Source organism: Streptococcus sp. UBA632 (genome assembly GCF_002300045.1).
GTDB classification, from domain to species: Bacteria; Bacillota; Bacilli; order Lactobacillales; family Streptococcaceae; genus Streptococcus; species Streptococcus alactolyticus.
Genome location: NZ_DBPA01000050.1, coordinates 5,875 through 31,554, shown reverse-complemented (window position 1 = coordinate 31,554; position 25,680 = coordinate 5,875). Strand labels below are relative to the sequence as shown.

Sequence of the window (25,680 nt, the reverse complement as noted above, 5' to 3'; positions counted from 1 at the left end):
TTTTTTTCTTAATACACAAAAAACAGTAGTCGTATTTGACTACTGTTCTGATATAGCAAAGAGTTTATTGATGCATTTTGCGGTACTCTTCGGCTTCTTCTGGTGTTGAAAGGACAAAATGTCCTGGAGTGATTTCGTGCATTTGACGTTCTTGTCCGTCCAATTCCTGACTTGGATCGTACTCAGTGTGAACACGAGTGCGTTCTGACTCTGGATCTGGCTCAGGAATAGCACTTAATAGGCTCTTAGTATATGGATGGATAGGGTGGTTATAAACGTCGTCAGATGTCCCTATTTCAAGCATTTTACCCCAGTGCATAACCCCAATACGGTCAGAGATGTATTTCACCATTGAGAGGTCATGGGCAATGAAAAGGTAGGTTAAGCCTTGTTCTCTTTGAAGTTTTTGCATTAGGTTAACAACCTGTGCCTGAATTGATACGTCCAAAGCTGAAATTGGCTCGTCAGCGATGATAAATTTAGGTTGTACGGCCAATGCGCGTGCAATACCGATACGTTGACGTTGACCACCTGAAAACTCGTGTGGGTAACGTGTTAAGTGGTCTTTATTCAAACCAACCAAGGCAAGCAATTCTTGAACTCTTTGGTCACGCTCTTCTTTCGTTTTAACCAATTTATGTACATCAAGTCCTTCTGCAACAATATCACGGATTTTCATACGTCCGTTCAAGCTGGCTTGAGGATCTTGGAAGATCATTTGAACATTTTTACGGAATTCGTGTAATTCTTTTCCTTTTAGATGAGAAATGGTTTCACCGTCAAAGTCAATCTCACCTTTACTGATATCATATAATTTTAGGATAGCACGACCAACGGTGGTTTTCCCTGATCCTGATTCACCCACAAGACCAAAGACTTCACCTTCATAAATATCAAAACTGATATTGTCGATCGCTTTTACTTCGTTCCTTTTTCCTTCGTTAAATGACAATGACACATTTTTAAGCTCGACAAGCTTTTTTTTGTTTTCAGTCATTAAGCTTTTCTCCCTTCAAGCTCTTTCCATTTCGCCCAACGTTTTTGAATTGGCAATGGTGGTTCTACTTTAGGCGAGCGTTCATCTAATAGCCATGTTGCAGCGTAATGCGTATCACTCACTTTAAAGAGTGGTGGTTCTTCTTCGTAATCAATATCTAAAGCAAATTCATTACGTGGTGCAAAGGCATCCCCTTTTGGAGGATTAAGAAGATCTGGTGGTGTTCCAGGAATAGATTGAAGGCTACCTGCTTCTGTGTCTGTTGTTGGCATAGAATTCAACAATCCCCAAGTGTATGGGTGTTGTGGATTGTAGAAAACTTCATCTACTGTTCCATACTCAATGATTTTACCAGCATACATAACAGCAACACGATCAGCCATACCAGCAACAACACCTAAGTCGTGGGTAATAAAGACAATTGATGAATTACGTTCTTTTTGAATTTTCTTCATCAAGCTCAAAATTTGGGCTTGGATCGTTACGTCTAGGGCTGTTGTTGGTTCGTCGGCAATCAAAACATCTGGGTTGGCTGCTAGGGCAATAGCGATAACGGCACGTTGACGCATTCCCCCTGACCATTGGTGTGGGTAATCATTGATATGTTCTTCAGCTTTTGGAATACCTACACTTTTCATCAATTCCAAAGCACGTTTGAGAGCTTCTTGTTTTGATACTTTTTCGTGAATCATAATTGGTTCAGCGATTTGTTGACCAATTCGCATAGTTGGGTCAAGACTGGTCATTGGATCTTGGAAGATCATGGCAATTTCATTCCCACGAACTTTAGTCCATTCGTCTTCTTTAAGGTCAAGCAATTTTTTGCCCATAAAGTCAATAGCACCTGTAATGTTCGCATTAGGAGCTGACAAGCCCATCAATGTTTTAGTTGTTACAGATTTACCTGAACCTGATTCACCTACGATAGCAAGGGTTTCCCCTTTTTTAAGGTCAAAATTGACATCGCGAATCGCTTTAATTTCTCCAGCATAGGTGTGAAAATCTACTCGGAGGTTTTTAACTTGTAAAATTGTTTCTTCACTCATCTTTTTCCTCCTAACGATCACCAGATTTTGGATCAAATGCATCACGAAGACCATCACCCAATAAAATAAAGGCAAGTGAAATCAATACCAAGGCCATTGAAGGTAGTATTACTTGATATGGATAGTATTGTAAGTATTCTTGAGCATCCGTAATCAATGAACCTAGTGAAGCCGTTGGTGGTTTTACCCCTAGGTTAATCGCAGAAAGGACTGCTTCATACATGATGGCACTTGGAACGGTCATCATGATTTGAACGATAATAATCCCTGAAATATTTGGAAGGATATGTTTAAAGGCAATTTTTGGTGCACTTTCACCAAGCGAACGAGCTGCCAAAACAAACTCTTGTTCACGGTAAGATAAGGTCAAGTTACGCACTTGACGCGCCATTGAAGTCCATCCAACGATGGCAATTGAAATGATAATTGAAGTAATACCATTTCCTAGCAAAAGACCAAGCATGGTAACGATAACCAAGTTAGGAATTGATGAAACAACCTCGATAATACGTTGCATGACCATATCGACGCGTCCACCAACGTAACCTGAAATCAGACCATAGGTTACCCCGATTAAAAGGTCAATCAATGTCGCAACAATCGCAATAAGAAGGGAAATACGTACCCCAACGATGATACGTTTGGCAAGGCTACGACCTAGGTTATCTGTACCTAAGATGAATTTTGTTCCTTCAGGAACCCCTTGTTCTTTATAAACATTAGTTGGTTCTGTGTTTCCAGAATAAGTAATGGTACCATTCCAGAATGGAAGATCACCACTTAATTTCGGTGGAAGGTTACGGTAAGTCGTCACTTCCTTTGTATTAAAGGCGTTGGCTTCATCACGGGTTACAAAAGCAACTGAAGCAATTGAGAAAACGATCAAGAAAGCTAAGAACCACATTGAAATAACGGCTAATTTATTTTTCTTGAGACGACGCCATGCATCTTGCATAAAAGAAAGAGCAGGCTTCTCAATTTTTTCTTGCATATTTGCTGAACCGATGCCAACAAGTTTAAATTCTCTATTTTTTTCTGCCATCTTTTTCTCCTTATTGCAAGCGTACACGTGGATCAACTATACTTGTTGCAATATCTGTGATCAAAATAGCTACCATCAACATCATTGCATAAACAATAGTTGTTCCCATGATAACAGGATAATCTTTAGCAGGGATAGACGTTACAAATTGTTGTCCAATTCCTGGAATTGAGAAAATTTGTTCAATCAAGGCAGAACCTGTTAGAAGGTTAGCAGCCATTGGTCCTACTAACGTTAAGACAGGAATCATTGAGTTACGGTAAGCGTGTTTGCGTGTGACTTGACGTCTTGTCAAACCTTTAGCAATAGCTAATTGGATGTAATCTGAACTCAATGTTTCAATCATTTGACCCCTAAAGAATCGTGTCACTTGAGCAAAAACTGGAATAGCTAAGGCAACTGATGGGAGGACAGTTTGAGCAAACGTACCCCAACCAGCTAATGGGAATAGATTCCATTTAAATCCGAACAATACCAACAAGAATAGACCTGTAATGAAAGATGGTACTGAGATACCTAATGTGGAGATAACACTAAGCACACCATCAATCCAGTTATTTTTGTTACGGGCTGAAGCAGCACCGACTAAAATACCTGAAACCAAACCAATGATAAGAGCTTGCACACCCAATTGTACAGAAACGCCCAAGCGTTGTGAAATCAAACGTGATACTGGTTGGTTGATTGATTGGTAACTTGTTCCAAAATCACCATGAATAACATTCCAAAGGTAAGTAAGATATTGTTGCCAAACAGGTTTATCCAAGCCATATTGCTTGTTCATCATAGCAATCATTTCATCTGTTAGTTTTGGATTGTTATAAGGAGTCCCAGGCATAACTTGCATGAGGAAAAACGACAGGGTAACCACGACCCAAAGTGTTACAAGTAGAATCGCAACACGTTTAAGAATGTATTTTATCATAATATTTCCTTCTCTTTATTGCTTTTGTTGGCAGGATAAGACCTTTCCTGTCAACAAAAGCAAGAATTGGTCATATCCAATTCTTGCCCATTAGTGAATGCTGCTTAAAGATTATTCTTTATAGGCATAGGTGAAATCAACTTGCAACCCTGTTGAATTACGAACAAGTCCTTTTAATGAAGGATTTTGAAGTGATTCTGTGCTACGGAAGTAGATTGGGTTGTAGTCTGCATTTTCATAAAGAATTTTTTCTGCTTCTTTATAATCTTCAGCAGCTGCCGCTGGGTCTAGAGCATCTGTTGTCACAGCTTTTTCGTAAGCCGCATCATACTCTGGACTTGACATCTTACCGTAGTTGTAAGATGAATTGCTTGTAAATAGACTATAGAATGTTGAACCTTCTGGGTAGTCACCGCCCCAAACATTCATAACAACATCAAAGTTTTGGTTCCTAGAATCTTGCAAACGTTGTTTGAATGTGACAAATTTTTCTTCAACAGTTAATCCTGGAAGAGCATCTTCCCAAGTTTGTTTGAGGTAGTCAACAGAAGCTTTCGCAACTGGGCTATCTGCATCTGAGGTAACCGTCAAGGTCAATGAGTCTGTTCCAAGTTCAGCTAAACCTTCTTTGAAGAGTTTTGCAGCTTCTTTTTCATTGTAGCTGTATCCTGGAGCAACGTAATTTGTCAAATCTGTACCGTCAGGTAATTTTTCAAGTCCGTAAGGTACCAAAGCAGTTGCTGGTTTAGAACCTGTATCAATCGCTGCTTTAACGATTCCTTCACGGTCAGTTGCTAAGTTAAGGGCTTGACGAATTTTTGTATTTGTCAATGCTTTAACAGAACCTGATTGGTTGTAAACCAAGTAAGCTGTTGTTGCTTCAGGAACATCTACAACATCTTTATTGCTCTTGTTGGCATTGTAGATAGCTTCTGTACCAGAAATGCTTGCGGTATCCAATTGACCGTCTTTGTACATTTGAACAGCTGTATCTGGTTTTTTGATGGTTTGGATGTTAACTTTTTCATTCTTAACATCTTTGGCATCCCAGTAGTAGTTATTTTTAACTAATGTAAATGTACCGTTTGTTCCGTTCCAATCTTTTACAGTGTACGGACCAGAATAAAGGGCTTTGTCTGAACTTGTTCCGTAGTCATCGCCTGTTTTTTCCACGAAAGCTTTACTTTGTGGCATGAAGTTTGTGAATGACAACAAGCTCATGAATTGTGGTGATGGGCTTGACAAAGTAAAGATGACTTTATTACCATCTGCTTTGACACCAAGTTCATCAACACTCTTTGTTCCGTTGATAACCTCTTCGGCGTTCAAAACGTGGGCATCTGAAACTAAGTAAGCATATTCTGAAGCTGTTTTTGGATCAACGATACGTTGCCATGTGTAAACGAAATCTTCAGCTGTCAAGTCACTTCCGTCTGACCATTTAAGGTTGTCACGCAAAGTGGCTGTGTAAGTAAGACCATCATCTGAAACTTCGATATCTTTCGCTGCTAAATCTGGTTGCAAATCACCATTTTTATCGCGACGAAGCAAGTTACTTCCTGAGTTACCAATAGCAATAGATGAATAACTATCCGTTACTTTTGAAATATCTAAAGTGCTAATTTCAGTTGGTAAGTACCAATTAATTTCATCTTTCGATGAAGACGTTGTCGAGCTGCCCCCACCACAAGCTGTCAAAACAGCTGCAGAAACAAGGGTTACAGCTCCTAAGCTAATGCGTTTCCATGCTTTACTATTTAGTGACATGTGACGCTCCTCCTAGTTGTTCTCTAAAAATTATATTATTTGACAAATAAGATTATAACATAAATTTATCTTAAAGAGAATACTTTTGTCAGAATTTTTTGTCAGATTATCTCCCATGCAAACTGTGATATAATGGTAGATACCTAATTATTTTAATAGACAAAGGATGGAATTGATGAAGAAGTTCATTGCTTGTTTGGCCATTTTGATGGCTTTCTTTACCATTAAAGTTTCTGCCGATGATTTTGACATTCCTGCCAAGCACGCGATTGCTGTGGAAGCAACGACAGGAAAGGTCTTATACGAAAAAGATGCAACTACGCCCGCAGGTATTGCATCAATTACAAAAATTTTAACGGTTTACATGGTTTACAAAGAGATTAATGAGGGCAATTTGTCTTGGGATACGCGTGTTCCCATTTCAGATTATGCGTATCAGTTAACGGCGAATTCGGACGCCAGCAATGTGCCCATGGAAGCTCGAGAATACACTGTTGAACAATTGGTTAATGCTGCCATGGTTGCCAGCGCCAATAGTGCCGCTATTGCACTTGCGGAGCAAATTGGTGGAAGCGAAAGCCATTTTGTGGATATGATGAAGGAACAACTAAAGGAATGGGGCATTACAGATGCAACGTTAGTCAACGCTTCTGGTCTAAACAACAGTTACTTGGGCGACAATATTTACCCTGGTTCTAGCAGTTCAGATGAAAATATGATGAGCGCTAGAGATGTGGCTATCATTGCTCAACACCTTATCAACGAATACCCTGATATTTTGAAAATTACCAATCAAGCGACAGCTGATTTTGATGGGACAACCATCCATACCTACAATTATATGTTAAAAGGGATGCCTTATGAACGCGATGGCGTGGATGGCTTGAAAACAGGAACAACCGAATTAGCTGGTGCGTCTTTTGTGGCTACTTCTGTTGAAAATGGCATGCGTGTGATTTCCGTCATTTTAAATGCAGACGACTGGGAAAACAATACCTATGCTCGTTTTGAGGCAACAAATGATTTGTTGGATTATGTTAAAGCCAATTTCGAGATGAAAACATTGATTAAATCAGGTGATAGTTACCAAAAGAGCAGGGCTCTTGTCAAAGACGGTAAGGAAAAATCAGTCACAGCAGTCGCTGAAAAAGATTTGAAAGTGGCTTGCCGTATCAATACTGAACCAAGTGCAACTTTTAAAACGGAGGAAAATGGCTACGAAGCTCCAATTCTCCAAGGTCAAAAAGTTGGAACCTTTAGCTACGATGACAAGCAGATTGTCGGAACAGGCTATTTAGAGTCAGAGCCTAGTGTGACAGCCGTCGCAAAAACCAACGTGGAAAGAAGTTTCTTCCTAAGAGTTTGGTGGAACCATTTTGTGACTTTCGTCAACGAAAAACTCTAATAATAAGACCTTTTCAAGTAAAAAAATAGGGCTTACCTTATAACAAGGTAAGCCCTATTTGTGTGGCGTTCTCTATTATCCAACAGAACCTTCCATTTCATAACTGATTAAACGGTTCAATTCAACGGCATATTCCATTGGTAATTCTTTGGTGAATGGTTCAACAAATCCCATAACAATCATCTCTGTCGCTTCTTGTTCAGAAAGGCCACGACTCATGAGGTAGTACAATTGTTCTTCTGAAATCTTAGAGACTTTAGCTTCATGTTCCAAAGCGACTTGTGAATTGTGGATTTCGTTAAACGGAATAGTATCTGAACGTGACAAATCATCCATGATAATGGTGTCACATTCGATGTGGCTGACCGATTTCTTAGACTCTTTGTTGAAGGTTACTTGTCCACGATAATCCACTTTTCCACCACCTTTTGCGATTGATTTTGACACGATAGATGATGACGTGTGTGGGGCATTGTGAATCATTTTTGCACCTGTATCTTGGTGTTGCCCCTGATTAGCAAAGGCGATCGATAACATAGTACCGCGCGCTCCCTCACCGTCAAGGTAAACAGATGGATACTTCATGGTTGTTTTGGCACCAAGGTTTCCGTCAATCCATTCAACCGTAGCATTCTTTTTCGCGGTAGCACGTTTCGTTACCAAGTTATAAACGTTATCTGACCAGTTTTGGATGGTTGAATAGCGCATATAGCTGCCCTCGAGAGCAAAAATCTCAACAATAGCAGCGTGCAAGCTGGCAGATGAATAGTTAGGAGCCGTACAGCCTTCCACGTAATGAACACTTGCTCCTTCATCTACGATAATCAGCGTGCGTTCAAATTGCCCCATCGCTTCATTATTGATACGGAAATAGGTTTGAAGCGGGATATCCACTTTAACCCCTTTTGGTACGTAGATAAAAGTTCCTCCAGACCAAAAGGCTGAGTTTAAAGCAGCCAATTTATTATCTGTTGGCGGAACTAATTTTGAAAAGTATTTTTTAAAGAGGTCAGGGTATTCTTTCAAAGCAGAATCCGTATCTGTGAAAATAATACCTAGCTTGTCATACTCTTCTTTCATGTTGTGGTAAACAACTTCTGATTCGTATTGGGCTGAAGCACCAGCCAAATACGCACGTTCTGCTTCAGGGATACCAATTCGTTCAAAGGTTTCTTTGATTTTATCTGGAACGTCGTCCCATGAACGGGCAGGTTTGTCAGACGCTTTTTGATAATAGGTAATGTCGTCAAAATTGATATCTGACAAATCAGGGCCCCACGTTTGCATAGGCATTTCATTAAATATTTTTAGGGATTTCAAACGGAAATCGAGCATCCATTCAGGTTCGCCTTTTTCCGCTGACATTTCACGAACAACCTCTTCGCTGATTCCTTTTCCCGTAGAAAAGACAGGCGTGACATCATCGTGAAAACCAAATTGATATTCCCCAAGATCAATTGGTTTTGGTGTTACTTTTTCATTGTTTTCAGACATTTAATCACCTTCTCTATCGTCATTATCATCCATTGCAATCGCTTTTTTGAGCGCATTCCATGCAAGTGTTGAACATTTGATTCGTTGAGGGAATTTAGACACGCCTGCCAAAAAGGCTGCGTCACCTAATTTTTTTTGTTCTGCAGAGCTTTGTCCTTGGACCATTTCTGAAAAAATCTCAGCTAAAACCAAGGCTTCTTCCTTGGTTTTGCCAATCACTGCATCAGTCATCATGCTTGATGAGGCTGTTGAAATGGTGCAACCGTCGCCATCAAAAGCAATATCAGCAATACGGTCACCATCGAATTTAACAGAAAGTGAGATGACATCTCCACAGGTTGGATTATTCAAATGAACAGGTGTGGTATCATCGAGTTTGCCATGGTGGTGGGGATTTTTAGAATGGTCCGCCACAACCGCCATGTAGAGACTATCTAATTTAGAAAGTGCCATTGAAAAACTCCTTTGTCTTGACCAAGGCTTCCACCAAACGGTCACAATCTTCCTTGGTATTATATATGTAAAAACTTGCACGAACAGTTGATGGAATACCTAAATGAGTAAGCAGTGGTTGGGCACAGTGGTGACCAGCACGAACAGCAACCCCTTCACAATCCAAGGCCGTTGCCACATCATGCGGATGCAAACCTTCTACATTGAAGGCAATCACTCCCATGTGCTGGCTAGGGTCTTGTGGCCCATAAACCGTCACACCATCAATGGCTTGCAATTTTGGAAGGACATAGTTAACCAATTCTTGCTCATGAGCATGAACGGCGTCCATTCCGATATTGGTCAAGTAATCAACCGCAGCACCTAGGGCAATAGCTCCTGAAATATTAGGGGTTCCTGCTTCAAATTTCCATGGCAATTCTTTCCACGTTGCTTCTTGTTCATAGACAAAATCAATCATTTCACCGCCAAATTCGACAGGGGACATGCGATTTAGGAGTTCTTCTTTGCCATAAAGCACGCCAATACCTGTTGGACCTAGCATTTTATGGCCAGAAAAAGCAAAGAAATCGCAATCTAAATCCTGAACGTCAATAGCCATGTGAGGGGTTGATTGGGCACCGTCAACTACCATATAGGCCTCAACTTGATGAGCCAGCTCTGCCATTTCTTTAACGGATTGCACAGAGCCTAACACATTAGACACATGGGCAATGCTGACAAATTTTGTCTTGGCATTGAGTTTTGCTCGGAAATCTGCCATATCAAGCTGGCCGTCTTTGAGGTAAACATACACGAGTTTTGCCCCTGTTTTACGGCACGCTTCTTGCCAAGGAATGAGGTTTGAGTGGTGTTCCATAATGGAAATCAAAACTTCATCATCTGCTTGTAACACTTCTTCTGCAAAACGAGCCACCCAGTTTAACCCTGTTGTGGTACCTCGCGTAAAGAGAACTTCCTTGGTCGATTTGGCATGGATAAATTGGCGGACTCTTTCACGACTGATTTCGTAAAGAGAGGTGGCACGCTCAGCAAGTGTATGCACTCCTCGGTGAACATTAGCATTCGTCGTGTGGTAATAATCGTTAAGAACATCAAGAACAGCCTGTGGTTTCTGTGTGGTCGCAGCATTGTCAAGATAAACTAAAGGTTCATCATTGACCACTTGGTCGAGAATAGGAAAGTCTTGATAAATTTTGAGAGCATCAAATGCAGTCATTTTAACGATTCTCCAATTTTTTATCTAAGACGTCAATCATTTCGTCATGTACTTCTTTGACTGGAATTTCTGTGATAACAGCGCCCAAGAAACCACGAATAACCAAGCGTTCTGCTGTATCCTTATCCAAACCACGGCTCATCAAATAATACATATCTTCTGGGTCCACTTGCCCGATAGAGGCAGCGTGACCAGCCGTGACATCATTTTCATCAATCAAAAGAATCGGGTTGGCATCTGAACGTGCCTTATCTGAAAGCATCAAGACACGGCTTTCTTGCTGAGCATCCGCCCCTTTAGCCCCATGAACAATATGTCCAATACCATTAAAGGTAAGGGTCGCACGTTCTAAAATAACCCCATGTTGCAAAATGTGACCAATAGAATTGCAACCGTAGTTTGTCACTCGAGTATCCACACCTTGCACTTGGCGTCCTGATGAGGCAGCGACGACTTTCAGATTAGCATGGCTACCATCTCCATACAAATCAGAGTCAAAGTCAGCAATCACATTACCTTCGTTCATGACACCTAGCGCCCAATCCACACTAGCATCTTTGCCATGACGGGCACGACGGCTAATATAAGTCGTTACGTTATCACCAAGACGGTCAATAGCCGAATATTTCACCTGACTACCATCGAGGGCAATCAATTCAACACCAATATTAGCGGTAGCTTTGGCATCTCCTTCACCAATTGTTTCAAAATGCTCTAAGTAATTCACGCGACTATTGCGTCCAGCGATGATGAGCACATGTTTGTTAAATGGCACCGCACTTGCTTTGTCTTGGTAAAACAAAGCTTCAATAGGCTCGTCAATTTCAACATTATCGGGAACGTAAAGCACTGCCGCACTGTTAAAATAAGCCATGTGGTAGGCTGCTAATTTGTCTTCCTTGGCTCCACGCGCCTTACAAAAGTATTTTTCAATAATATCAGGAATTTCTTCTAAGGCAGCGTAGAAATCCGTGAAAATCACACCTTGGTCAATCAAATGTGTAGGTAATTGTTCAAAAACAGTTTGTGTCCCTACTTGAACAAGTTTTGGATTGTCCCCAAGTGCTGTAAAATCAGGCACATTTGCCATAGCTTGGTCTTCTGAAAGGGTCCCGTCACCTAGATTCCAACGATGAAATTTGACACGATTAATTTCAGGTAAATCTAGGTGTTTGATGCTATTAAAAGCAGCCAAACGGCTATCTTGTAGCCATATGGGTTCTGCCTTGCTTAGTGAGAAATTAAGAATAGCTTCTTTTGTCATAAGTTGATGTTTACTCCTTTTTATCCTAATTTACGCGAGTAGAACCTACTGAAATTAGTAGGTTTTGACATCATTCATTACACTTCTTCCTCGTAGGTCAAACCAAGTTCTTCGGCGATTTTAGCGTAACCTTCTTTTTCAAGACGAGCAGCAAGTTCCGCACCGCCTGATAGTACAACGCGTCCATCCATCATGATATGCACAACATCTGGTGTAATGTAGTTCAAAAGTCGTTGGTAGTGAGTGATAATCATGGCACCAAAGTCATCACCACGCATGGCATTAACCCCTTTTGAAACAATTTTAAGAGCATCAATATCAAGGCCTGAGTCGATTTCGTCAAGAAGGGCAAATTTCGGTTCAAGCATCAACAATTGGAGGATTTCATTGCGTTTTTTCTCACCACCTGAGAAGCCTTCGTTGAGGTAACGCTCTGCCATTTCTTCTTTCATACCAAGAAAAGCCATTTTTTCATCTAATTTTGTGATAAAGTCCATCACTGAAATCTTGTCTTCATCTTCTTTTCCAGCATTCATAGCTGCACGGATAAATTCGGCATTGGTAATACCAGGAATTTCAGATGGGTATTGCATGGCAAGGAAAAGCCCGAGGCGAGCGCGCTCATCCACTTCCAATTCAAGGATGTTTTCGCCATCTAGCAAGATTTCACCTTGAGTCACTTCGTAGTTGGGATTTCCCATAATAGCGGCAGACAAGGTTGATTTCCCTGTTCCGTTTGGTCCCATGATCGCAGCAATCTCACCTGTTTTGAGGGTCAAATTGACACCTTTTAAAATTTCCTTATCTTCAATAGAAACATGAAGATCTTTTATTTCGAGTACAGACATGTGTACGTTCCTCCCATTCATCAATATCAAATATCGCGATAATTTTCAGAAAATTACCGCATTTCTATAAGGCTATTACCCATTATAACAAAAAAAGCCATTTAAGGCTTTTTTTATCGCTTATTATTTTCGACGTTGCTTCCATTGCAACATAACAGCTTGGCGGTAGTCGCTATTTCCGATAAATTTAAGTGTATTAAAGAGTGGCGTACGACCAACACCCCAAATTTCCAGTCCTTCGATAAAGACTTCGAGGGCAAAGGCCAGACCGATAATCAATAACACGCCACCGACACGACTTGATACATTAAGCACCAAAGCAATCAAAGAGAACAAAATAGCAATGCCATAGACCACCAAAACCGCACCACGATGGGTAAAGCCCATTGCTAGCAAGCGGTGATGCAAATGCATTTTGTCAGCTTCTGTGGCAGGACGACCAGATAATTTGCGTCGAATAATGGCAACTGTTGTGTCTAAGATTGGCACCCCAAGGATAATCACTGGTGTGATAACCGATACTGCCGTCGAATTTTTCAGACCTTGCAGTGATAGCACTCCAATCATAAATCCGATAAAGAGAGCACCAGTATCCCCCAAATAAATAATAGCTGGATGATAATTGTAAGGGAAAAAGCCTGCAATACAAGCAATTAACAGCAAAATGGTCAAGGTCAAGTAAAAATCCGTTTGCGGTAAAAAGAAGTAGGACACCAAAGCCATGGTTCCAAGGCTGATAATCGATACCCCACTAACCAAACCATCCAACCCATCAATCAGATTCATGGCATTGGTAATGGAAATAATCCAAAAGACCGTCAAAAAGAAGGTCACAACCGAATTAAACTCTAACAGCGGCCCGCCAAATGGAATTTTAAAACTATCAAAACGAAAGTCCGTAAACGCCCAGACAATGACCGCACCAATAATGATACCCAGCATTTTGGTCCGAGGTTTTAATTCAAAAATATCGTCAATATAACCTGTCGCCGTGATGATTAAAGCAGCGATAACCACAGGTAAAATGTAGTCAAAATAAGACACTGCCCCTGGTATGCCTTTTAACACCTTTGGCATTAAAATCAAGGCAGACACCAAAAAAGACAGGAAAATGGCTAGACCACCGCTACTTGGCATAGGAAGCTTGTTGATGCGTCTGGCATTGGGATTGTCAACAGCTCCCACACGAAAGGCGATAGAGCGAACAATCGGCGTCAAAAATAAAGACAGCAAAAAGGCACCAATCAGGACAAGAACGTAATCAATTGTAAATGGTATCATATTACATCAACTCAATCATTTTTAATTTTGTTAGGGCTGCAGTTGAGAGCATCTCAATACCATGTTCTTGTAAATATGCACGTGTTTTTGTCCCTGGGTTAGCGTATTCCAATAAACGCGCATACATCAAATTGGCATAATAAGACGGTTGATTTTGCAAATCAAGCAAAATCGTCATGTGGTAACTGTCTTGGTCCTTGTAGAGTTCAGACTCTTCAACTGGAAAATCAATGACTTTGGCAAAGGCAACGACAGACTTCAAGTCTGGAAAATCAAGCACATAGTGCACATAATCTGACGGATTGATATCCTCATCAGATGCTTCTGCTTCTTCTTGACTTGCCATAGCAGCGTCTGCTTCATTTTCAAGCATCGCTTCGACTTTTTCAAGTTTTTCATGGGCATCTGTATCCCCTTTTGACAACATGGTTTGTTCAAGTGTCTTGAAAAATTCTTCTGGGGACATATTTGACACGTCATCAAAAGCCGCTAAATCTTCAAAATTCAAATCTTTATTGAGTTCTGATTTGGTCACAAAGACATCGATACGGTCTTTTCTTGGAGTCACGCGGAAGCTAATCATACCGCTATCTTTAAAGGTATCTGGCAAATCCAATTCATCCATGACAGAATAGAAGAACTCTTCTGTCTTTTCTTGTGGAATCAAAAAGTCTTTCAATTCCATACCACGTTCTTCCAAATCTTCCATACTAATCGTTATTTTAAGTGTTGTTTCACTAATCTGTTTCATTTCCATACTAAATTACCTCGCACGAGTAGTCATTATATTATACAGGAAAAGTCGCGCTTTTTCAATTTTAAAAAGTTAATTACCTTTTTAAAAATAGCTCTAGGCAGTAAAAAATAAGCAACTCGAATCGAGCTACTTACCTTATCTTATAGCATGAATTTCACTAAGCTGTAAACAATCAAGATGGTTCCCAAAACGATACGGTATTTACCAAAGACGGTAAAGTCGTGTTTCTTAACGTAATCTGTCAAGAAGCGAATTGAGTAAAGGCTGACTATAAAGGCTGTCACACTAGCTACAAACAAAATTAAGATTTGACTAGAGCTGAGCACATTGCCGTCTAAGAAGAATTTCACAGCCTTCAAACCACTGTAACCAAACATGGTTGGAATCGCAAGGAAGAAGGTAAAGTCTGCGGCAACAGAACGGCTAGTTCCTAAAATGATAGCCCCCAAAATGGTTGCCCCTGAACGGCTGGTCCCTGGAACGATACTCAAGACTTGGAAACACCCAATCAAAAAGGCTGTTTTATAAGACATGCGTGCTAATTCAGTAACCTTTGGAGTGACATTGGCATTTCTCTTTTCAATCCAGATAAAGACAATCCCGTAGAAAATCAATGCAATGGCAATAGGAATCATATAATTGAAATGTGCCTCAAACCAATCATCCAGAGGCACTGCAATCACAATAGAAGGAATACAAGCCACAGCAACTTTTAACCACAATTGCCAAGTGAGTCGAACCTCACGTGCCGTTTTACTAGGTTGAAACGGATTCAAACGCTCAAAATAAATCACAATAACGGCTAAAATAGCGCCCAATTGAATCACAATATTGAACATATCCATAAAATTTTGGCTTTGGTCAAGATTGATGAATTGTTGCACCAAAATCAAGTGCCCTGTACTTGAAACAGGTAGCCACTCCGTAATCCCCTCCACAATACCAAAGAAGATTGCTTTTAACACCTCAACGAATAACATAGGTCCTCCTAAATTTAATATCTGTTTTATTATATCAAAATGAACGTTTTTTTAGAATACCCCTAAACAAAGAATGCCAACCCATCTACTAACAAGGAATAAAACGCATCCTAATAATATTTTATTGTATAAATATGCTATTTTTACATTAGTCTGTATTGAAATCAACACCCTTTTCCTGTAAAATGGTATGTTGATATAAGAATAGACAGGAGTCTTAAATGAAAAAGTTACTTTTAAGTTGTTTTCTAGCCACTTTGTTTTTATTTAGTGGAATAACTCATATACACGCAGATGAGTATCTTCGTGTCGGAATGGAGGCAGCTTATGCTCCTTTTAACTGGACACAAGACGATGACTCAAATGGTGCAGTTCCTATCGAAGGAACAAACCAATATGCTAATGGATATGACGTTCAAATCGCTAAAAAAATTGCAGAGGGATTGGATAAAAAACTTATCGTTGTCAAAACAACTTGGACAGGTTTAATTCCAGCTTTGACCTCTGGAAAAATCGACATGATTGCTGCTGGAATGAGTCCAACTGAGGAACGTAAAAAAGAAATTGCCTTCTCTGATAGTTATTACACTAGCCGTCCTGTCATTGTCGTATCTAAAAGCGGTGATTACGCCAATGCGACATCGCTAGATGATTTTTCTGGTGCCAAATTAACATCCCAACAAGGGGTTTACCTTTACAATCTGATTGACCAAATCAATGGTGCAGTTAAAGAAACGGCTATGGGCGACTTCAACCAAATGCGTCAAGCCTTGCAATCTGGTATCATTGACGGATACATTTCAGAACGACCAGACGCTATCTCAGCTGAAAATGCTAATAGTGATTTTAAAATGATTGCTTTTGCTGACGGCAAAGGATTTACCACATCTGCTTCTGATACTGCTATTGCTGTTGGTTTGCGTAAAAACGATACTGAGATGTTAGCCAAAGTTAATAGCATTTTAGCAGGGATTTCTGAAGATGAACGTGTTCACTTGATGGACAAAATGATTGACGAACAACCTGCTGAACAAGCTAGTGACAGTGCTGATAGCAACTTCTTTTCTGAAGTCTGGACGATCTTCAAAAATAACTGGGATCAATTCTTGCGCGGTGCTGGTGTGACGCTCTTCATTTCAATCATTGGTACTGTGGTCGGTCTTGTAATTGGTTTACTTATCGGGGTTTACCGTACAGCACCTAAAGCTGGCAATAAAGTACTTGCTGCCTTGCAAACGCTCTTTGGCTGGGTACTTAATGTTTACATCGAAGTTTTCCGTGGTACGCCGATGATTGTACAAGCTATGGTTATTTATTACGGAACTGCTCAAGCCTTCGGTATCTCAATTGACCGTATTTTAGCAGCCGTTGTCATCGTTTCTATCAACACTGGGGCCTACATGAGTGAAATTGTTCGTGGTGGTATCTTCGCCGTTGACAAAGGGCAATTTGAAGCGGCAACAGCACTTGGATTTACCCACGGACAAACCATGCGTAAGATTGTCTTGCCACAAGTTGTGCGCAATATCTTACCAGCCACAGGTAACGAGTTTGTCATTAACATCAAAGACACTTCTGTCTTGAATGTTATCTCTGTTGTCGAGCTCTACTTCTCAGGAAATACCGTTGCCACTCAGACTTACCAATATTTCCAAACCTTTACCATTATCGCAATCATTTACTTTGTTCTCACCTTCACGGTCACACGTATTTTACGTTTCATTGAACGTCGTTTTGATGCCGATACTTACACAACAGGTGCTAACCAAAACCAAACTATGGAGGTGCGATAATGTCATCTGCGATTATTGAAATCAAACATTTGAAAAAATCTTACGGTCAAAATGAAGTGCTAAAAGACATTTCCCTTTCAGTAAATAAAGGTGAGGTGATTTCGATTATCGGGTCATCAGGGTCAGGAAAATCAACCTTCCTTCGCTCTATTAACCTTTTGGAAGAACCAACTGCAGGTGAAATCCTTTTTCATGGTCAAGATGTTCTTGCCAAAGACTACAACTTGACCGAGTACCGTGAAAAATTGGGAATGGTGTTCCAATCCTTTAACTTGTTTGAAAACCTCAACGTTTTGGAAAATGCCGTCGTTGCACAAACGACCGTGCTGAAACGTTCTCGTGAGGAAGCTGAAAAAATCGCTAAAGAAAACCTCACCAAAGTAGGCATGACTGAACAATATTGGAAAGCCAAACCCAAACAATTGTCAGGGGGGCAAAAGCAACGTGTGGCAATTGCTCGTGCTTTGTCTGTCAATCCAGAAGCCATGCTCTTTGACGAACCAACGTCAGCTCTAGACCCTGAAATGGTTGGAGAGGTTTTAAAAACCATGCAAGACCTTGCTAAATCTGGATTAACCATGATTATCGTGACACACGAAATGGAATTTGCCAGAGATGTGTCAGACCGCGTGATTTTCATGGACAAGGGTGTTATTGCCGAAGAAGGCACACCAGAGCAAATCTTCGAACACCCACAGCAAGAACGTACCAAAGAATTCTTGCAACGTTTCTTAAAATAATATACTAAAACTAGAAATCCCATCACTTAATAAAGTGATGGGATTTTGTTTATTTTGCTTTTAAAGCAGATAGGATTTGGGCGCGAATGTCTTCAACACCTTCGGGGTGATTTGGAAGGAAAATCGTTTGATTTCCCTTGATGGCAAAGGTGTTTAAAGTGTCTAAATACTGATTAGTCAGCAAAATAGACATAATCTGTTCTTCATTCATACCAACGCTGGTGGCTTTTAGTTCAGCAATAGATTCTGCCAAGCCATCCACGATAGCCTTACGTTGTTGGGCAATACCAACCCCGTGCAAGCGGTCTTTTTCAGCCTCAGCCTCGGCAGCCGTCACGATTTTAATTTTATCTGCTTCTGCCAATTCTTGAGCGGCAACACGTTTACGTTGGGCTGCGTTAATCTCGTTCATTGATTGTTTAACTTCGGCATCGGGCTCAACTTTGGTAATCAAGGTTTTGACAATGACATAACCATAAGTGGACATTTCTTCTGCCACTTGGTGTTGCACTTCAAGTGCGATTTCATCTTTTTTCTCGAACAATTCATCCAAGGTTAATTTAGGTACTGATGAGCGAAGCGCGTCTTCAATGTAAGACTTAATTTGTGCCTCGGGACGCATGAGTTTGTAGTAAGCATCGATGACATTTTGCTCGCTCACACGGTACTGCGTTGCCACATTCAAGGTCACGAAAACATTATCCTTCGTCTTGGTTTCCACAACGATTTCAGATTGTAACAGGCGCAACTGGATACGCGCAGCAATTTTATCAATCCCGAAAGGCAAACGAATGTGAATGCCACTGCTTGCGGTGGTGTAGTATTTTCCAAACCGCTCGATGATGACAACTGTCTGCTGACGCACCACATAAAGCATACTAGCTACAATTCCCAAGGCAAGTAGCACTAAAACACCTAGAATAATAAAAATCATACTTTTCTCCTTTCAAGCCAACTCTGGCTTGCCCATGAATGCTTTAAAAGGCGTTCTTTTTTGTATTTACTTATTAATACAATTATATGTGATTGTCACAAAAAAAGTCAAGTAGAAAAAAGTTGCCTCAAGGAAGCAACTTTTGGGTCAAACTAATAAATTATAGAGGCTTTCGTTGCCGTGCAGATTGATATAAGACGGGTCAAAAACAGATAGGCGGTCAATCAGAGCATTATAATCATTTTTATCGCTCAGTGCAATACCAATCAAAACAGGTCCTCTGCCTTTATTGGCACGCTTGATGTACTCAAAACGTGTGATGTCATCATTAGGTCCCAAGATGTTATTCACAAATTCACGCAAAGCTCCTGGACGCTGTGGAAAATTCACCACAAAATAATGTTTAATGCCGTCATAAATCAAGGCACGTTCTTCCATTTCTTGCATACGATTGATATCGTTATTTCCGCCTGAAATGATGCAGACAATCGTCTTGCCTTTGATATCTTCTTTCATGACTTCAAGAGCCGCAATGGAAGCTGCCCCTGCAGGTTCTGCGATAATTCCTTGCTTAGAATACATATCAATCAAGGTTTCTGAAATCAAACCTTCATCCACACCGACCAACTTATCCACATATTTACGCGCAACAGCAAAGGTCTTTTCCCCAACTTTTTGCACAGCAATGCCGTCCGCAAATTTATCAATTTCTTCTAATTTGACAGGACGTCCTTTATCAAATGCAGCCCGCATACTACGAGCCCCTGCTGCCTCAACACCGACAACTTCAATTTCAGGTGACACATCTTTCATGTAGGTTGCTACCCCCGAAATCAAGCCACCGCCACCAACTGGCACATAAATTTGGTCAAAAACAACACCTTCTTCTTGGGCTTGCTCGTAAATTTCATAAGCCACTGTTCCTTGACCTGCTTGCACATTGTCATCGTCAAAAGGGTCGATAAAGGTCATGCCTTCTGCCTTGGTGAATTCTTGTGCCGCTTGAGCCGAGGCGTCAAAGGTATCCCCAACCAATTTGATGGTCACATAAGAACCACCAAAAAATTTAACTTGCCCAATTTTTTGTTGAGGCGTTGTCACTGGCATAAAAATAGTGGCTGGAATTTTCATCTCGTGACAAGTAAACGCAACCCCTTGGGCATGGTTTCCCGCAGAAGCACAAACAACGCCACGCTGCTTTTCCTCTTCAGACAACCCATGGATAGCATAATAAGCCCCACGAATTTTAAAGGAACGCACTTTTTGCATATTCTCACGTTTGAGATAAACCGTTGCACCGTATTTTTCCGACAGGTAACGGTCAAAATCCAGTGGTGTCCGATCCACAACATCTTTTAAGACCGTATGTGCACGGACAACATCCTTTGCTACAATCATAATCCTACCTTCTTATTCTTCCAAATGTCTCACGTTCCCTCAGGAATCCAGTACATAGATAAAAAACCGATGACAACCATCGGTCTTTTAAAAAGCGAGCCGTTTCAAAAATTAGTTATAAATTTTGAACGCGTCATCATCATTTTGCCCAACAAATGGCATGGCTTTACGAAGTTCGCTACCCACTTTTTCTATTTCAAGTTCCGCAGCTTCTTTACGGTAAGCTTCCAATTTTGGACGACCTGATTTGTAGTCATTGACAAATTCTTCAGCAAATTTACCTGATTGGATATCAGCAAGAACAGCTTTCATGTTTTCTTTCACTTCGTTAGTGATAACACGTGGGCCTGATACGTAATCACCAAATTCAGCAGTGTTTGAGATTGATTGACGCATTTTCTTGAAACCACCTTCGTAGATAAGATCGACGATAAGTTTCATTTCATGAAGAACTTCAAAGTAAGCCAATTCAGGAGCATAGCCTGCTTCTGTAAGCACTTCAAAACCTGCTTCAATCAAGGCTGTTAAGCCACCGCAAAGAACAGCTTGTTCACCAAAAAGGTCTTCTTCTGTTTCTTCTTTAAAGGTTGTTTCAAGCAAGCCAACACGCGCAGCTCCAACACCTTTCGCCCAATCCATGGCAATTTCTTTGGCGTGACCAGTAGCATCTTGGTAAACGGCATAAAGAGCAGGCACACCAAAACCTTCAACGTAAGTACGACGAACAAGGTGACCAGGTCCTTTAGGGGCACACATAAAGACGTCAACTGTTTCAGGAGCTTTAATGTATTCAAAGCGAATGTTGAAACCATGAGCAAAACCAAGGGCATTTCCAGCTTCAAGGTTTGGTGCAATTTCTGTAGCATAAAGGTCTGCTTGGATTTCATCTGGTGCCAAAATCATGATAACATCAGCTAATTTGGTTGCTTCTGCTACTTCATAAGTATCAAACCCGTCTTCTTTGGCTTTGTCAAATGATTTGCCAGGACGAACACCGATAATCACATCACGACCTGAATCACGCAAATTTTGCGCATGCGCATGACCTTGTGAACCGTAACCAATAATGGCAATTTTTTTCCCATCAAGTGCTGCTACTTTTACGTCTTTTTCATATTCCATTGTTACTGCCATGTTTTATCTCTCTTTCTTCATTTTTATATCTAAATGCCTAGGCATTTGTTGATAACTTGGTTAATTGTTTAGGATAAATCCCGTGAGAATCCTGTTGCACCAGTACGAGCAAGATTTTGAATGCCATAAGGCTTAATCACGCGAATCAAAGCTTCGATTTTATCTGCATCGCCTGTGACTTGGATGGTGATTGATTTTTGAGCCACATCGACCACACTCGCTCGAAACGGCTGAATGACTGCAAGAATTTCAGCACGTTTGCTCGTTGGAGCGGTCAATTTCACCAAAATAACCTCACGCTCCAAATGCGGAATATCCGTGATATCACGAACACGCAGGACATCAATCAAACGATTGAGTTGCTTGATGATTTGCTCCACTTCTTCCAAATTCGCCACGTCAATAATAATCGTAATGCGAGATACATCTGGTTCCATTGTCGGACCAACGGAAATGGATTCGATATTGACCTGACGGCGTGAAAGAACACCAGTGAAACGGTTTAGAACACCAGTTGAATTTTGGAGTTTTGCTGTCAACATTCTACGCATTGAAAGTCACCCCCAACATCTCACTATTTGATTTACCAGACGGAACCATCGGATAAACGTGCTCACGATTTGAAATAGCGACCTCAATCAACATCGGCCTATTCTCCGTAATAATCGTCAAATCATTCTCCAAGGTATTTGGATTGGTAAATTTGTAATGACTAACGCCGTAAGCTTCAGCCAATAATTGGAAATTTGGCTCGTCATCAAAAGTCGATTCACTACGATGTTCGTCATAGAAAGACTCCTGCCACTGACGCACCATTCCCAACGAATGATTGTTCATCAAAACCACTTTTATTGGAACACCGTAACCATTTAATAAGGCTAATTCTTGGTTGGTCATTTGGAAACCACCGTCGCCAACAAAAAGGATAACCTCTTTATCTGGATTGGCTAATTTCGCTCCAATAGCTGCTGGAATGCCAAATCCCATCGTTCCCAAGCCGCCTGAGGTGATGAGTTGTCGTGCATTTTTGTATGGGTAAAATTGCGCTGCCCACATCTGATGCTGCCCAACATCGGTAACCACAATCGCATCACCCTTGGTAATCTTACCAATCGTTGCGATAGCGTGCTGAGGTTTGATAATATTTTCGTCAAATTTATAACTAAATGGTGCTTTGGCTTTGTTGGCAAGAACTGAATCAGTCCAATCTTCGTGGCGAGTTTTGACAGGTTCTGCCTCAAGAAGAATCTGCAAAGCAGCTTTGGCATCGCCTACAATCGGAATCTTTGTCTTGACCACTTTCCCAATTTCAGCGGGGTCAATATCCACATGGGCTACAACCGCATCTGCTGCAAAAGTGTCAGGATTTCCCGTCAAACGGTCAGCAAAGCGACAACCAAAATTAATCATAAAATCACATTCCATCAAGGCCATATTGGAAGCATAAGAACCGTGCATTCCTCCCATCCCCAAAGACAGAGGGTGTTCAATTGGCATCACACCAAGGCTTAGCAAGGTTGACACTACGGGAATATTGTAGCGTTCTGCAAAGGCCTGCAATTCTTCTGCTGCATTGGCATAATTAACGCCACCACCCGCAACAATCAAAGGTTTTTTAGCTTTCTTCAGTTGCGTTAAAATTTTCTTCACCTGAAGGGCATTGGGTTCAATCGTTGGCTGATAACTTGGAAGGGTCACCTCAGGGTCATAGTAAAAGCTTGTTTTCATTTCTGAAACATCTTTTGGCAAATCTATCACAACAGGACCTGGACGACCAGTTGTTGCAATGTGAACCGCTTCTGTGATAATACGAGGAATATCCGCCACATCACGAATTTGGTAATTGTATTTGGTAATGGGCATCGTAATACCAATAATGTCCGCTTCCTGAAAGGCATCTTTTCCAATACCAGAACGAGCAACCTGACCTGTAAAGACCAGCATTGGCACGCTATCACTCATACCGTCAGCAATACCAGTAATGGCATTTGTCGCACCTGGTCCGCTGGTCACGATAGCCACCCCAATTTTCCCCGTTGATTTGGCGTAACCTTCCGCTTCGTGGAGGGCTCCTTGTTCATGACGGGCTAAAATATGGCGAACACCATCAAATTGGTAAATGGCATCGTAGAGAGGCAAGACAGCTCCGCCAGGGTAACCAAAGACGGTATCAATCCCCAGACTAGCTAAGGTTTCCAATAATAATTCTGATCCATTTTTGGATTCGGTTAACTTAATCTGTTTCACAAGGACCTCCTTTTCAAGTATATTTTGAATTATCTAAAAATTCCAACTTCTTGTATCTATCATACCACTAAAAAAAATAAAAGCAAGCTAAAGTTTTAAAATATTATAATCGTATTTAGGGACTAATCCTCACGTTCTGCCTTGCGTTCTTCAAATTCTTCTTGGGTCATCATAGAACCACCAAAGTTTGCAGACGACGCAAAAGCCGTGTAGCGACGTAGCCAGCCGCTTGAGATTTTTGATTTAAATGGTTTCAAATGTTTGCGACGTTCTGCCAAGGTTGCATCATCCACCAACAAATTCAAGGTCCGATTTGTCAAATCAATGCTAATCTCATCGTCATCTTCAATCAAAGCGATATTTCCACCTTCTGCTGCCTCTGGTGACACGTGTCCAATAGCAATACCACGAGTAGCTCCAGAAAAGCGACCATCTGTAATCAAGGCGACATCTTTACCCAAGCCACGCCCAACGATTTTAGAAGTTGGCGCCAGCATTTCAGGCATCCCTGGACCACCTTGAGGGCCTTCGTAGCGAATAACCACAACGTGACCTTTTTTAACCGTGCCATTGTCAATCAATTCAAGGGCTTCATCTTGCGAGTCACAACAAATAGCTTTGCCTCGAAAAGTCTTAACAGATGGATCAACCCCACCAACCTTGATAACGGCACCATCTTGAGCAATATTACCATAAAGGATAGACAAGCCACCTACTGGCGAAATAGGATTTTCAATCGAATGAATGACTTCCTCGTTCTTGATTTCAGCACCAGCAACATTTTCTTTTAAGGTTTTACCAGTCACAGTGATGCGATCCCCTTTAATCGTTCCTTTCTTAATCAACTGGTTAATAATAGCTGAAATACCACCTGCTTCTTGCACATCGTGCATGGTGTAAACACTTGATGGGGCAATTTTAGACAGATAAGGTGTCTTCTTGGCGATTTCATTGATGTCTTTCAAGTCGTAATCAATACCTGCTTCACGCGCAATAGCCAAGGTATGAAGAACGGTATTGGTTGAGCCCCCCATGGCCATATCCAGTGCAAAAGCGTCGTCAATAGCTTCCTTGGTCACGATATCACGCGGACGCACATTATTTTTAACATTGTCCATCAAATGTTTAGCTGCTTGACGCACCAATTCACGACGTTGGTCAGACACTGCCAAAACAGTTCCATTTCCAGGAAGAGCAAGTCCCAAAACTTCCATTAGAGAATTCATCGAATTTGCCGTAAACATTCCTGCACAAGAACCACAAGTTGGACAAGCATTTTGCTCCAAATAATCCAATTCTTTTTTGGTCATATCGCCAGCTTGATAGGTTCCTACAGCTTCAAACAAACTTGACAAGGTCGCTTGATGCCCTGTCATATCAACGCCGCCCTTCATCGGACCACCCGAACAAAAGACCGCTGGCACATTGGTTCTAAGAGAAGCCAAAATCATACCTGGCGTGATTTTATCACAGTTTGGAATGTAGAAAACACCATCAAACCAGTGGGCATTGATAACCGTTTCAGCAGCATCCGCGATAATTTCACGAGAAGGAAGGCTATAGCGCATCCCAATATGCCCCATAGCAATCCCGTCATCAACACCAATGGTGTTAAATTCAAAAGGAATACCACCCATTTCACGGATAGCTTCCTTGGCAACATCTGCCAATTCACGCAAATGCACGTGCCCAGGAACAATGTCAATGTAAGAATTGCAAATGGCAATAAATGGCTTTTGCATATCTTTAGCTGATTTTACTTGCCCGGTTGCATAAAGAAGACCACGGGCTGGTGCTTTATCCACACCTACCTTAATCATGTCACTTCTCATCTGTTTTCTCCAATCCTTTAAATCTTACAATCCATGTTAACATTTTATAAAATAAAGTCAAGAGAATATTCAGAAAATTTTGCTTGTTTTAAATTTTCTTTTTTATTAGATTTTGGTATTTAGA

General features: G+C 41.0%; 22 protein-coding genes. 3 read left to right on the top strand and 19 right to left on the bottom strand.

Going from position 1 to position 25,680, the window contains the following annotated elements; translation table 11 throughout:
* Positions 1-64 precede the first annotated feature (64 nt).
* From B3473_RS06160 to B3473_RS06140, 5 genes are all read right to left on the bottom strand, one after another.
* Positions 65-997 carry an ABC transporter ATP-binding protein gene (locus tag B3473_RS06160; protein WP_168261388.1) on the bottom strand — a complete coding sequence of 311 codons (933 nt, stop codon included), beginning with the start codon at positions 995-997 and terminating at the stop codon, positions 65-67.
* Entirely contained in the window at positions 997-2,043 is a 1,047-nt protein-coding gene (locus B3473_RS06155) for an ABC transporter ATP-binding protein (RefSeq protein WP_235280784.1), read from the bottom strand. Before B3473_RS06155 ends, B3473_RS06160 begins: the two co-directional genes overlap by 1 nt.
* Positions 2,044-2,053: 10 nt before the next feature.
* Positions 2,054-3,085 carry an ABC transporter permease gene (locus B3473_RS06150; protein ID WP_168261390.1) on the bottom strand — a complete coding sequence of 344 codons (1,032 nt, stop codon included), beginning with the start codon at positions 3,083-3,085 and terminating at the stop codon, positions 2,054-2,056.
* Positions 3,086-3,095: 10 nt separating this feature from the next.
* Positions 3,096-4,010 (bottom strand): ABC transporter permease, encoded by a 915-nt coding sequence (locus B3473_RS06145; protein ID WP_154455414.1) that lies wholly within the window; start codon positions 4,008-4,010, stop codon positions 3,096-3,098.
* A 111-nt stretch (positions 4,011-4,121) separates the two neighbouring features.
* A complete protein-coding gene (locus tag B3473_RS06140; protein WP_154455415.1) occupies positions 4,122-5,777 on the bottom strand; it encodes a peptide ABC transporter substrate-binding protein in 1,656 nt (551 codons plus the stop codon).
* A 175-nt stretch (positions 5,778-5,952) separates the two neighbouring features.
* On the opposite strand from B3473_RS06140, the gene pbp3 reads away from it, so the two are divergent.
* The gene (gene pbp3 / locus B3473_RS06135; RefSeq protein WP_154455416.1) at positions 5,953-7,182 is read left to right on the top strand and encodes a D-alanyl-D-alanine carboxypeptidase PBP3; all 1,230 of its coding nucleotides are present in this window, start codon (positions 5,953-5,955) and stop codon (positions 7,180-7,182) included.
* A gap of 75 nt (positions 7,183-7,257) precedes the next feature.
* Here pbp3 and sufB read toward each other — a convergent pair whose 3' ends face one another.
* The 8 genes from sufB to B3473_RS06095 form a co-directional block, all read right to left on the bottom strand.
* Complete coding sequence (gene sufB, locus B3473_RS06130; protein ID WP_154455417.1) at positions 7,258-8,676, bottom strand: Fe-S cluster assembly protein SufB; 1,419 nt, start codon at positions 8,674-8,676, stop codon at positions 7,258-7,260.
* Positions 8,677-9,129: a Fe-S cluster assembly sulfur transfer protein SufU gene (sufU, locus tag B3473_RS06125; RefSeq protein WP_154455418.1), complete on the bottom strand. Its 453-nt coding sequence runs from the start codon at positions 9,127-9,129 to the stop codon at positions 8,677-8,679.
* Positions 9,116-10,348 carry a cysteine desulfurase gene (locus B3473_RS06120; RefSeq protein ID WP_235280782.1) on the bottom strand — a complete coding sequence of 411 codons (1,233 nt, stop codon included), beginning with the start codon at positions 10,346-10,348 and terminating at the stop codon, positions 9,116-9,118. Before B3473_RS06120 ends, sufU begins: the two co-directional genes overlap by 14 nt.
* A 1-nt stretch (position 10,349) precedes the next feature.
* Positions 10,350-11,612: a Fe-S cluster assembly protein SufD gene (gene sufD / locus B3473_RS06115; protein ID WP_154455420.1), complete on the bottom strand. Its 1,263-nt coding sequence runs from the start codon at positions 11,610-11,612 to the stop codon at positions 10,350-10,352.
* 77 nt (positions 11,613-11,689) lie between these two features.
* A complete protein-coding gene (sufC, locus tag B3473_RS06110; RefSeq protein ID WP_154455421.1) occupies positions 11,690-12,460 on the bottom strand; it encodes a Fe-S cluster assembly ATPase SufC in 771 nt (256 codons plus the stop codon).
* 123 nt (positions 12,461-12,583) lie between these two features.
* Positions 12,584-13,741, bottom strand: a complete 1,158-nt coding sequence (locus B3473_RS06105; RefSeq protein WP_293677934.1) for a glycosyltransferase family 4 protein — start codon at positions 13,739-13,741, stop codon at positions 12,584-12,586.
* A gap of 1 nt (position 13,742) precedes the next feature.
* On the bottom strand, positions 13,743-14,498 hold the full coding sequence (mecA, locus tag B3473_RS06100; protein ID WP_264879649.1) for an adaptor protein MecA: 756 nt from the start codon (positions 14,496-14,498) through the stop codon (positions 13,743-13,745).
* 140 nt (positions 14,499-14,638) lie between these two features.
* Positions 14,639-15,478 carry an undecaprenyl-diphosphate phosphatase gene (locus B3473_RS06095; protein WP_264879650.1) on the bottom strand — a complete coding sequence of 280 codons (840 nt, stop codon included), beginning with the start codon at positions 15,476-15,478 and terminating at the stop codon, positions 14,639-14,641.
* Positions 15,479-15,699: 221 nt separating this feature from the next.
* On the opposite strand from B3473_RS06095, the gene B3473_RS06090 reads away from it, so the two are divergent.
* Together B3473_RS06090 and B3473_RS06085 are read left to right on the top strand one after the other, a co-directional pair.
* A complete protein-coding gene (locus B3473_RS06090; protein ID WP_154454830.1) occupies positions 15,700-17,271 on the top strand; it encodes an ABC transporter permease subunit in 1,572 nt (523 codons plus the stop codon).
* Positions 17,271-18,011, top strand: coding sequence for an amino acid ABC transporter ATP-binding protein (locus B3473_RS06085; RefSeq protein WP_154454829.1), 741 nt, complete (start codon positions 17,271-17,273; stop codon positions 18,009-18,011). The genes B3473_RS06090 and B3473_RS06085 overlap by 1 nt, the downstream gene beginning before the upstream one ends.
* Positions 18,012-18,060: 49 nt before the next feature.
* Here B3473_RS06085 and B3473_RS06080 read toward each other — a convergent pair whose 3' ends face one another.
* The 6 genes from B3473_RS06080 to ilvD all read right to left on the bottom strand — a co-directional run bounded on the left by B3473_RS06080 (position 18,061) and on the right by ilvD (position 25,556).
* Positions 18,061-18,945 (bottom strand): SPFH domain-containing protein, encoded by an 885-nt coding sequence (locus B3473_RS06080; protein WP_154454828.1) that lies wholly within the window; start codon positions 18,943-18,945, stop codon positions 18,061-18,063.
* Positions 18,946-19,092: 147 nt separating this feature from the next.
* Positions 19,093-20,343: a threonine ammonia-lyase IlvA gene (ilvA, locus tag B3473_RS06075; protein ID WP_235280778.1), complete on the bottom strand. Its 1,251-nt coding sequence runs from the start codon at positions 20,341-20,343 to the stop codon at positions 19,093-19,095.
* A gap of 111 nt (positions 20,344-20,454) precedes the next feature.
* On the bottom strand, positions 20,455-21,477 hold the full coding sequence (gene ilvC / locus B3473_RS06070) for a ketol-acid reductoisomerase (RefSeq protein ID WP_154454826.1): 1,023 nt from the start codon (positions 21,475-21,477) through the stop codon (positions 20,455-20,457).
* A 68-nt stretch (positions 21,478-21,545) separates the two neighbouring features.
* Positions 21,546-22,028: an acetolactate synthase small subunit gene (ilvN, locus tag B3473_RS06065; protein ID WP_154454825.1), complete on the bottom strand. Its 483-nt coding sequence runs from the start codon at positions 22,026-22,028 to the stop codon at positions 21,546-21,548.
* Positions 22,021-23,724, bottom strand: a complete 1,704-nt coding sequence (locus B3473_RS06060; RefSeq protein WP_264879651.1) for an acetolactate synthase large subunit — start codon at positions 23,722-23,724, stop codon at positions 22,021-22,023. The genes ilvN and B3473_RS06060 overlap by 8 nt, the downstream gene beginning before the upstream one ends.
* A gap of 122 nt (positions 23,725-23,846) precedes the next feature.
* A complete protein-coding gene (gene ilvD, locus B3473_RS06055) occupies positions 23,847-25,556 on the bottom strand; it encodes a dihydroxy-acid dehydratase (protein ID WP_154454824.1) in 1,710 nt (569 codons plus the stop codon).
* Positions 25,557-25,680: the final 124 nt, after the last annotated feature.

Coding starts and splice junctions, on each gene's coding strand:
- B3473_RS06160 (WP_168261388.1), bottom strand. CDS start 997: ATGACTGAAAACAAAAAAAAGCTTGTCGAGCTTAAAAATGTGTCATTG.
- B3473_RS06155 (WP_235280784.1), bottom strand. CDS start 2,043: ATGAGTGAAGAAACAATTTTACAAGTTAAAAACCTCCGAGTAGATTTT.
- B3473_RS06150 (WP_168261390.1), bottom strand. CDS start 3,085: ATGGCAGAAAAAAATAGAGAATTTAAACTTGTTGGCATCGGTTCAGCA.
- B3473_RS06145 (WP_154455414.1), bottom strand. CDS start 4,010: ATGATAAAATACATTCTTAAACGTGTTGCGATTCTACTTGTAACACTT.
- B3473_RS06140 (WP_154455415.1), bottom strand. CDS start 5,777: ATGTCACTAAATAGTAAAGCATGGAAACGCATTAGCTTAGGAGCTGTA.
- pbp3 (WP_154455416.1), top strand. CDS start 5,953: ATGAAGAAGTTCATTGCTTGTTTGGCCATTTTGATGGCTTTCTTTACC.
- sufB (WP_154455417.1), bottom strand. CDS start 8,676: ATGTCTGAAAACAATGAAAAAGTAACACCAAAACCAATTGATCTTGGG.
- sufU (WP_154455418.1), bottom strand. CDS start 9,129: ATGGCACTTTCTAAATTAGATAGTCTCTACATGGCGGTTGTGGCGGAC.
- B3473_RS06120 (WP_235280782.1), bottom strand. CDS start 10,348: ATGACTGCATTTGATGCTCTCAAAATTTATCAAGACTTTCCTATTCTC.
- sufD (WP_154455420.1), bottom strand. CDS start 11,612: ATGACAAAAGAAGCTATTCTTAATTTCTCACTAAGCAAGGCAGAACCC.
- sufC (WP_154455421.1), bottom strand. CDS start 12,460: ATGTCTGTACTCGAAATAAAAGATCTTCATGTTTCTATTGAAGATAAG.
- B3473_RS06105 (WP_293677934.1), bottom strand. CDS start 13,741: ATGATACCATTTACAATTGATTACGTTCTTGTCCTGATTGGTGCCTTT.
- mecA (WP_264879649.1), bottom strand. CDS start 14,498: ATGGAAATGAAACAGATTAGTGAAACAACACTTAAAATAACGATTAGT.
- B3473_RS06095 (WP_264879650.1), bottom strand. CDS start 15,478: ATGTTATTCGTTGAGGTGTTAAAAGCAATCTTCTTTGGTATTGTGGAG.
- B3473_RS06090 (WP_154454830.1), top strand. CDS start 15,700: ATGAAAAAGTTACTTTTAAGTTGTTTTCTAGCCACTTTGTTTTTATTT.
- B3473_RS06085 (WP_154454829.1), top strand. CDS start 17,271: ATGTCATCTGCGATTATTGAAATCAAACATTTGAAAAAATCTTACGGT.
- B3473_RS06080 (WP_154454828.1), bottom strand. CDS start 18,945: ATGATTTTTATTATTCTAGGTGTTTTAGTGCTACTTGCCTTGGGAATT.
- ilvA (WP_235280778.1), bottom strand. CDS start 20,343: ATGATTGTAGCAAAGGATGTTGTCCGTGCACATACGGTCTTAAAAGAT.
- ilvC (WP_154454826.1), bottom strand. CDS start 21,477: ATGGCAGTAACAATGGAATATGAAAAAGACGTAAAAGTAGCAGCACTT.
- ilvN (WP_154454825.1), bottom strand. CDS start 22,028: ATGCGTAGAATGTTGACAGCAAAACTCCAAAATTCAACTGGTGTTCTA.
- ilvD (WP_154454824.1), bottom strand. CDS start 25,556: ATGAGAAGTGACATGATTAAGGTAGGTGTGGATAAAGCACCAGCCCGT.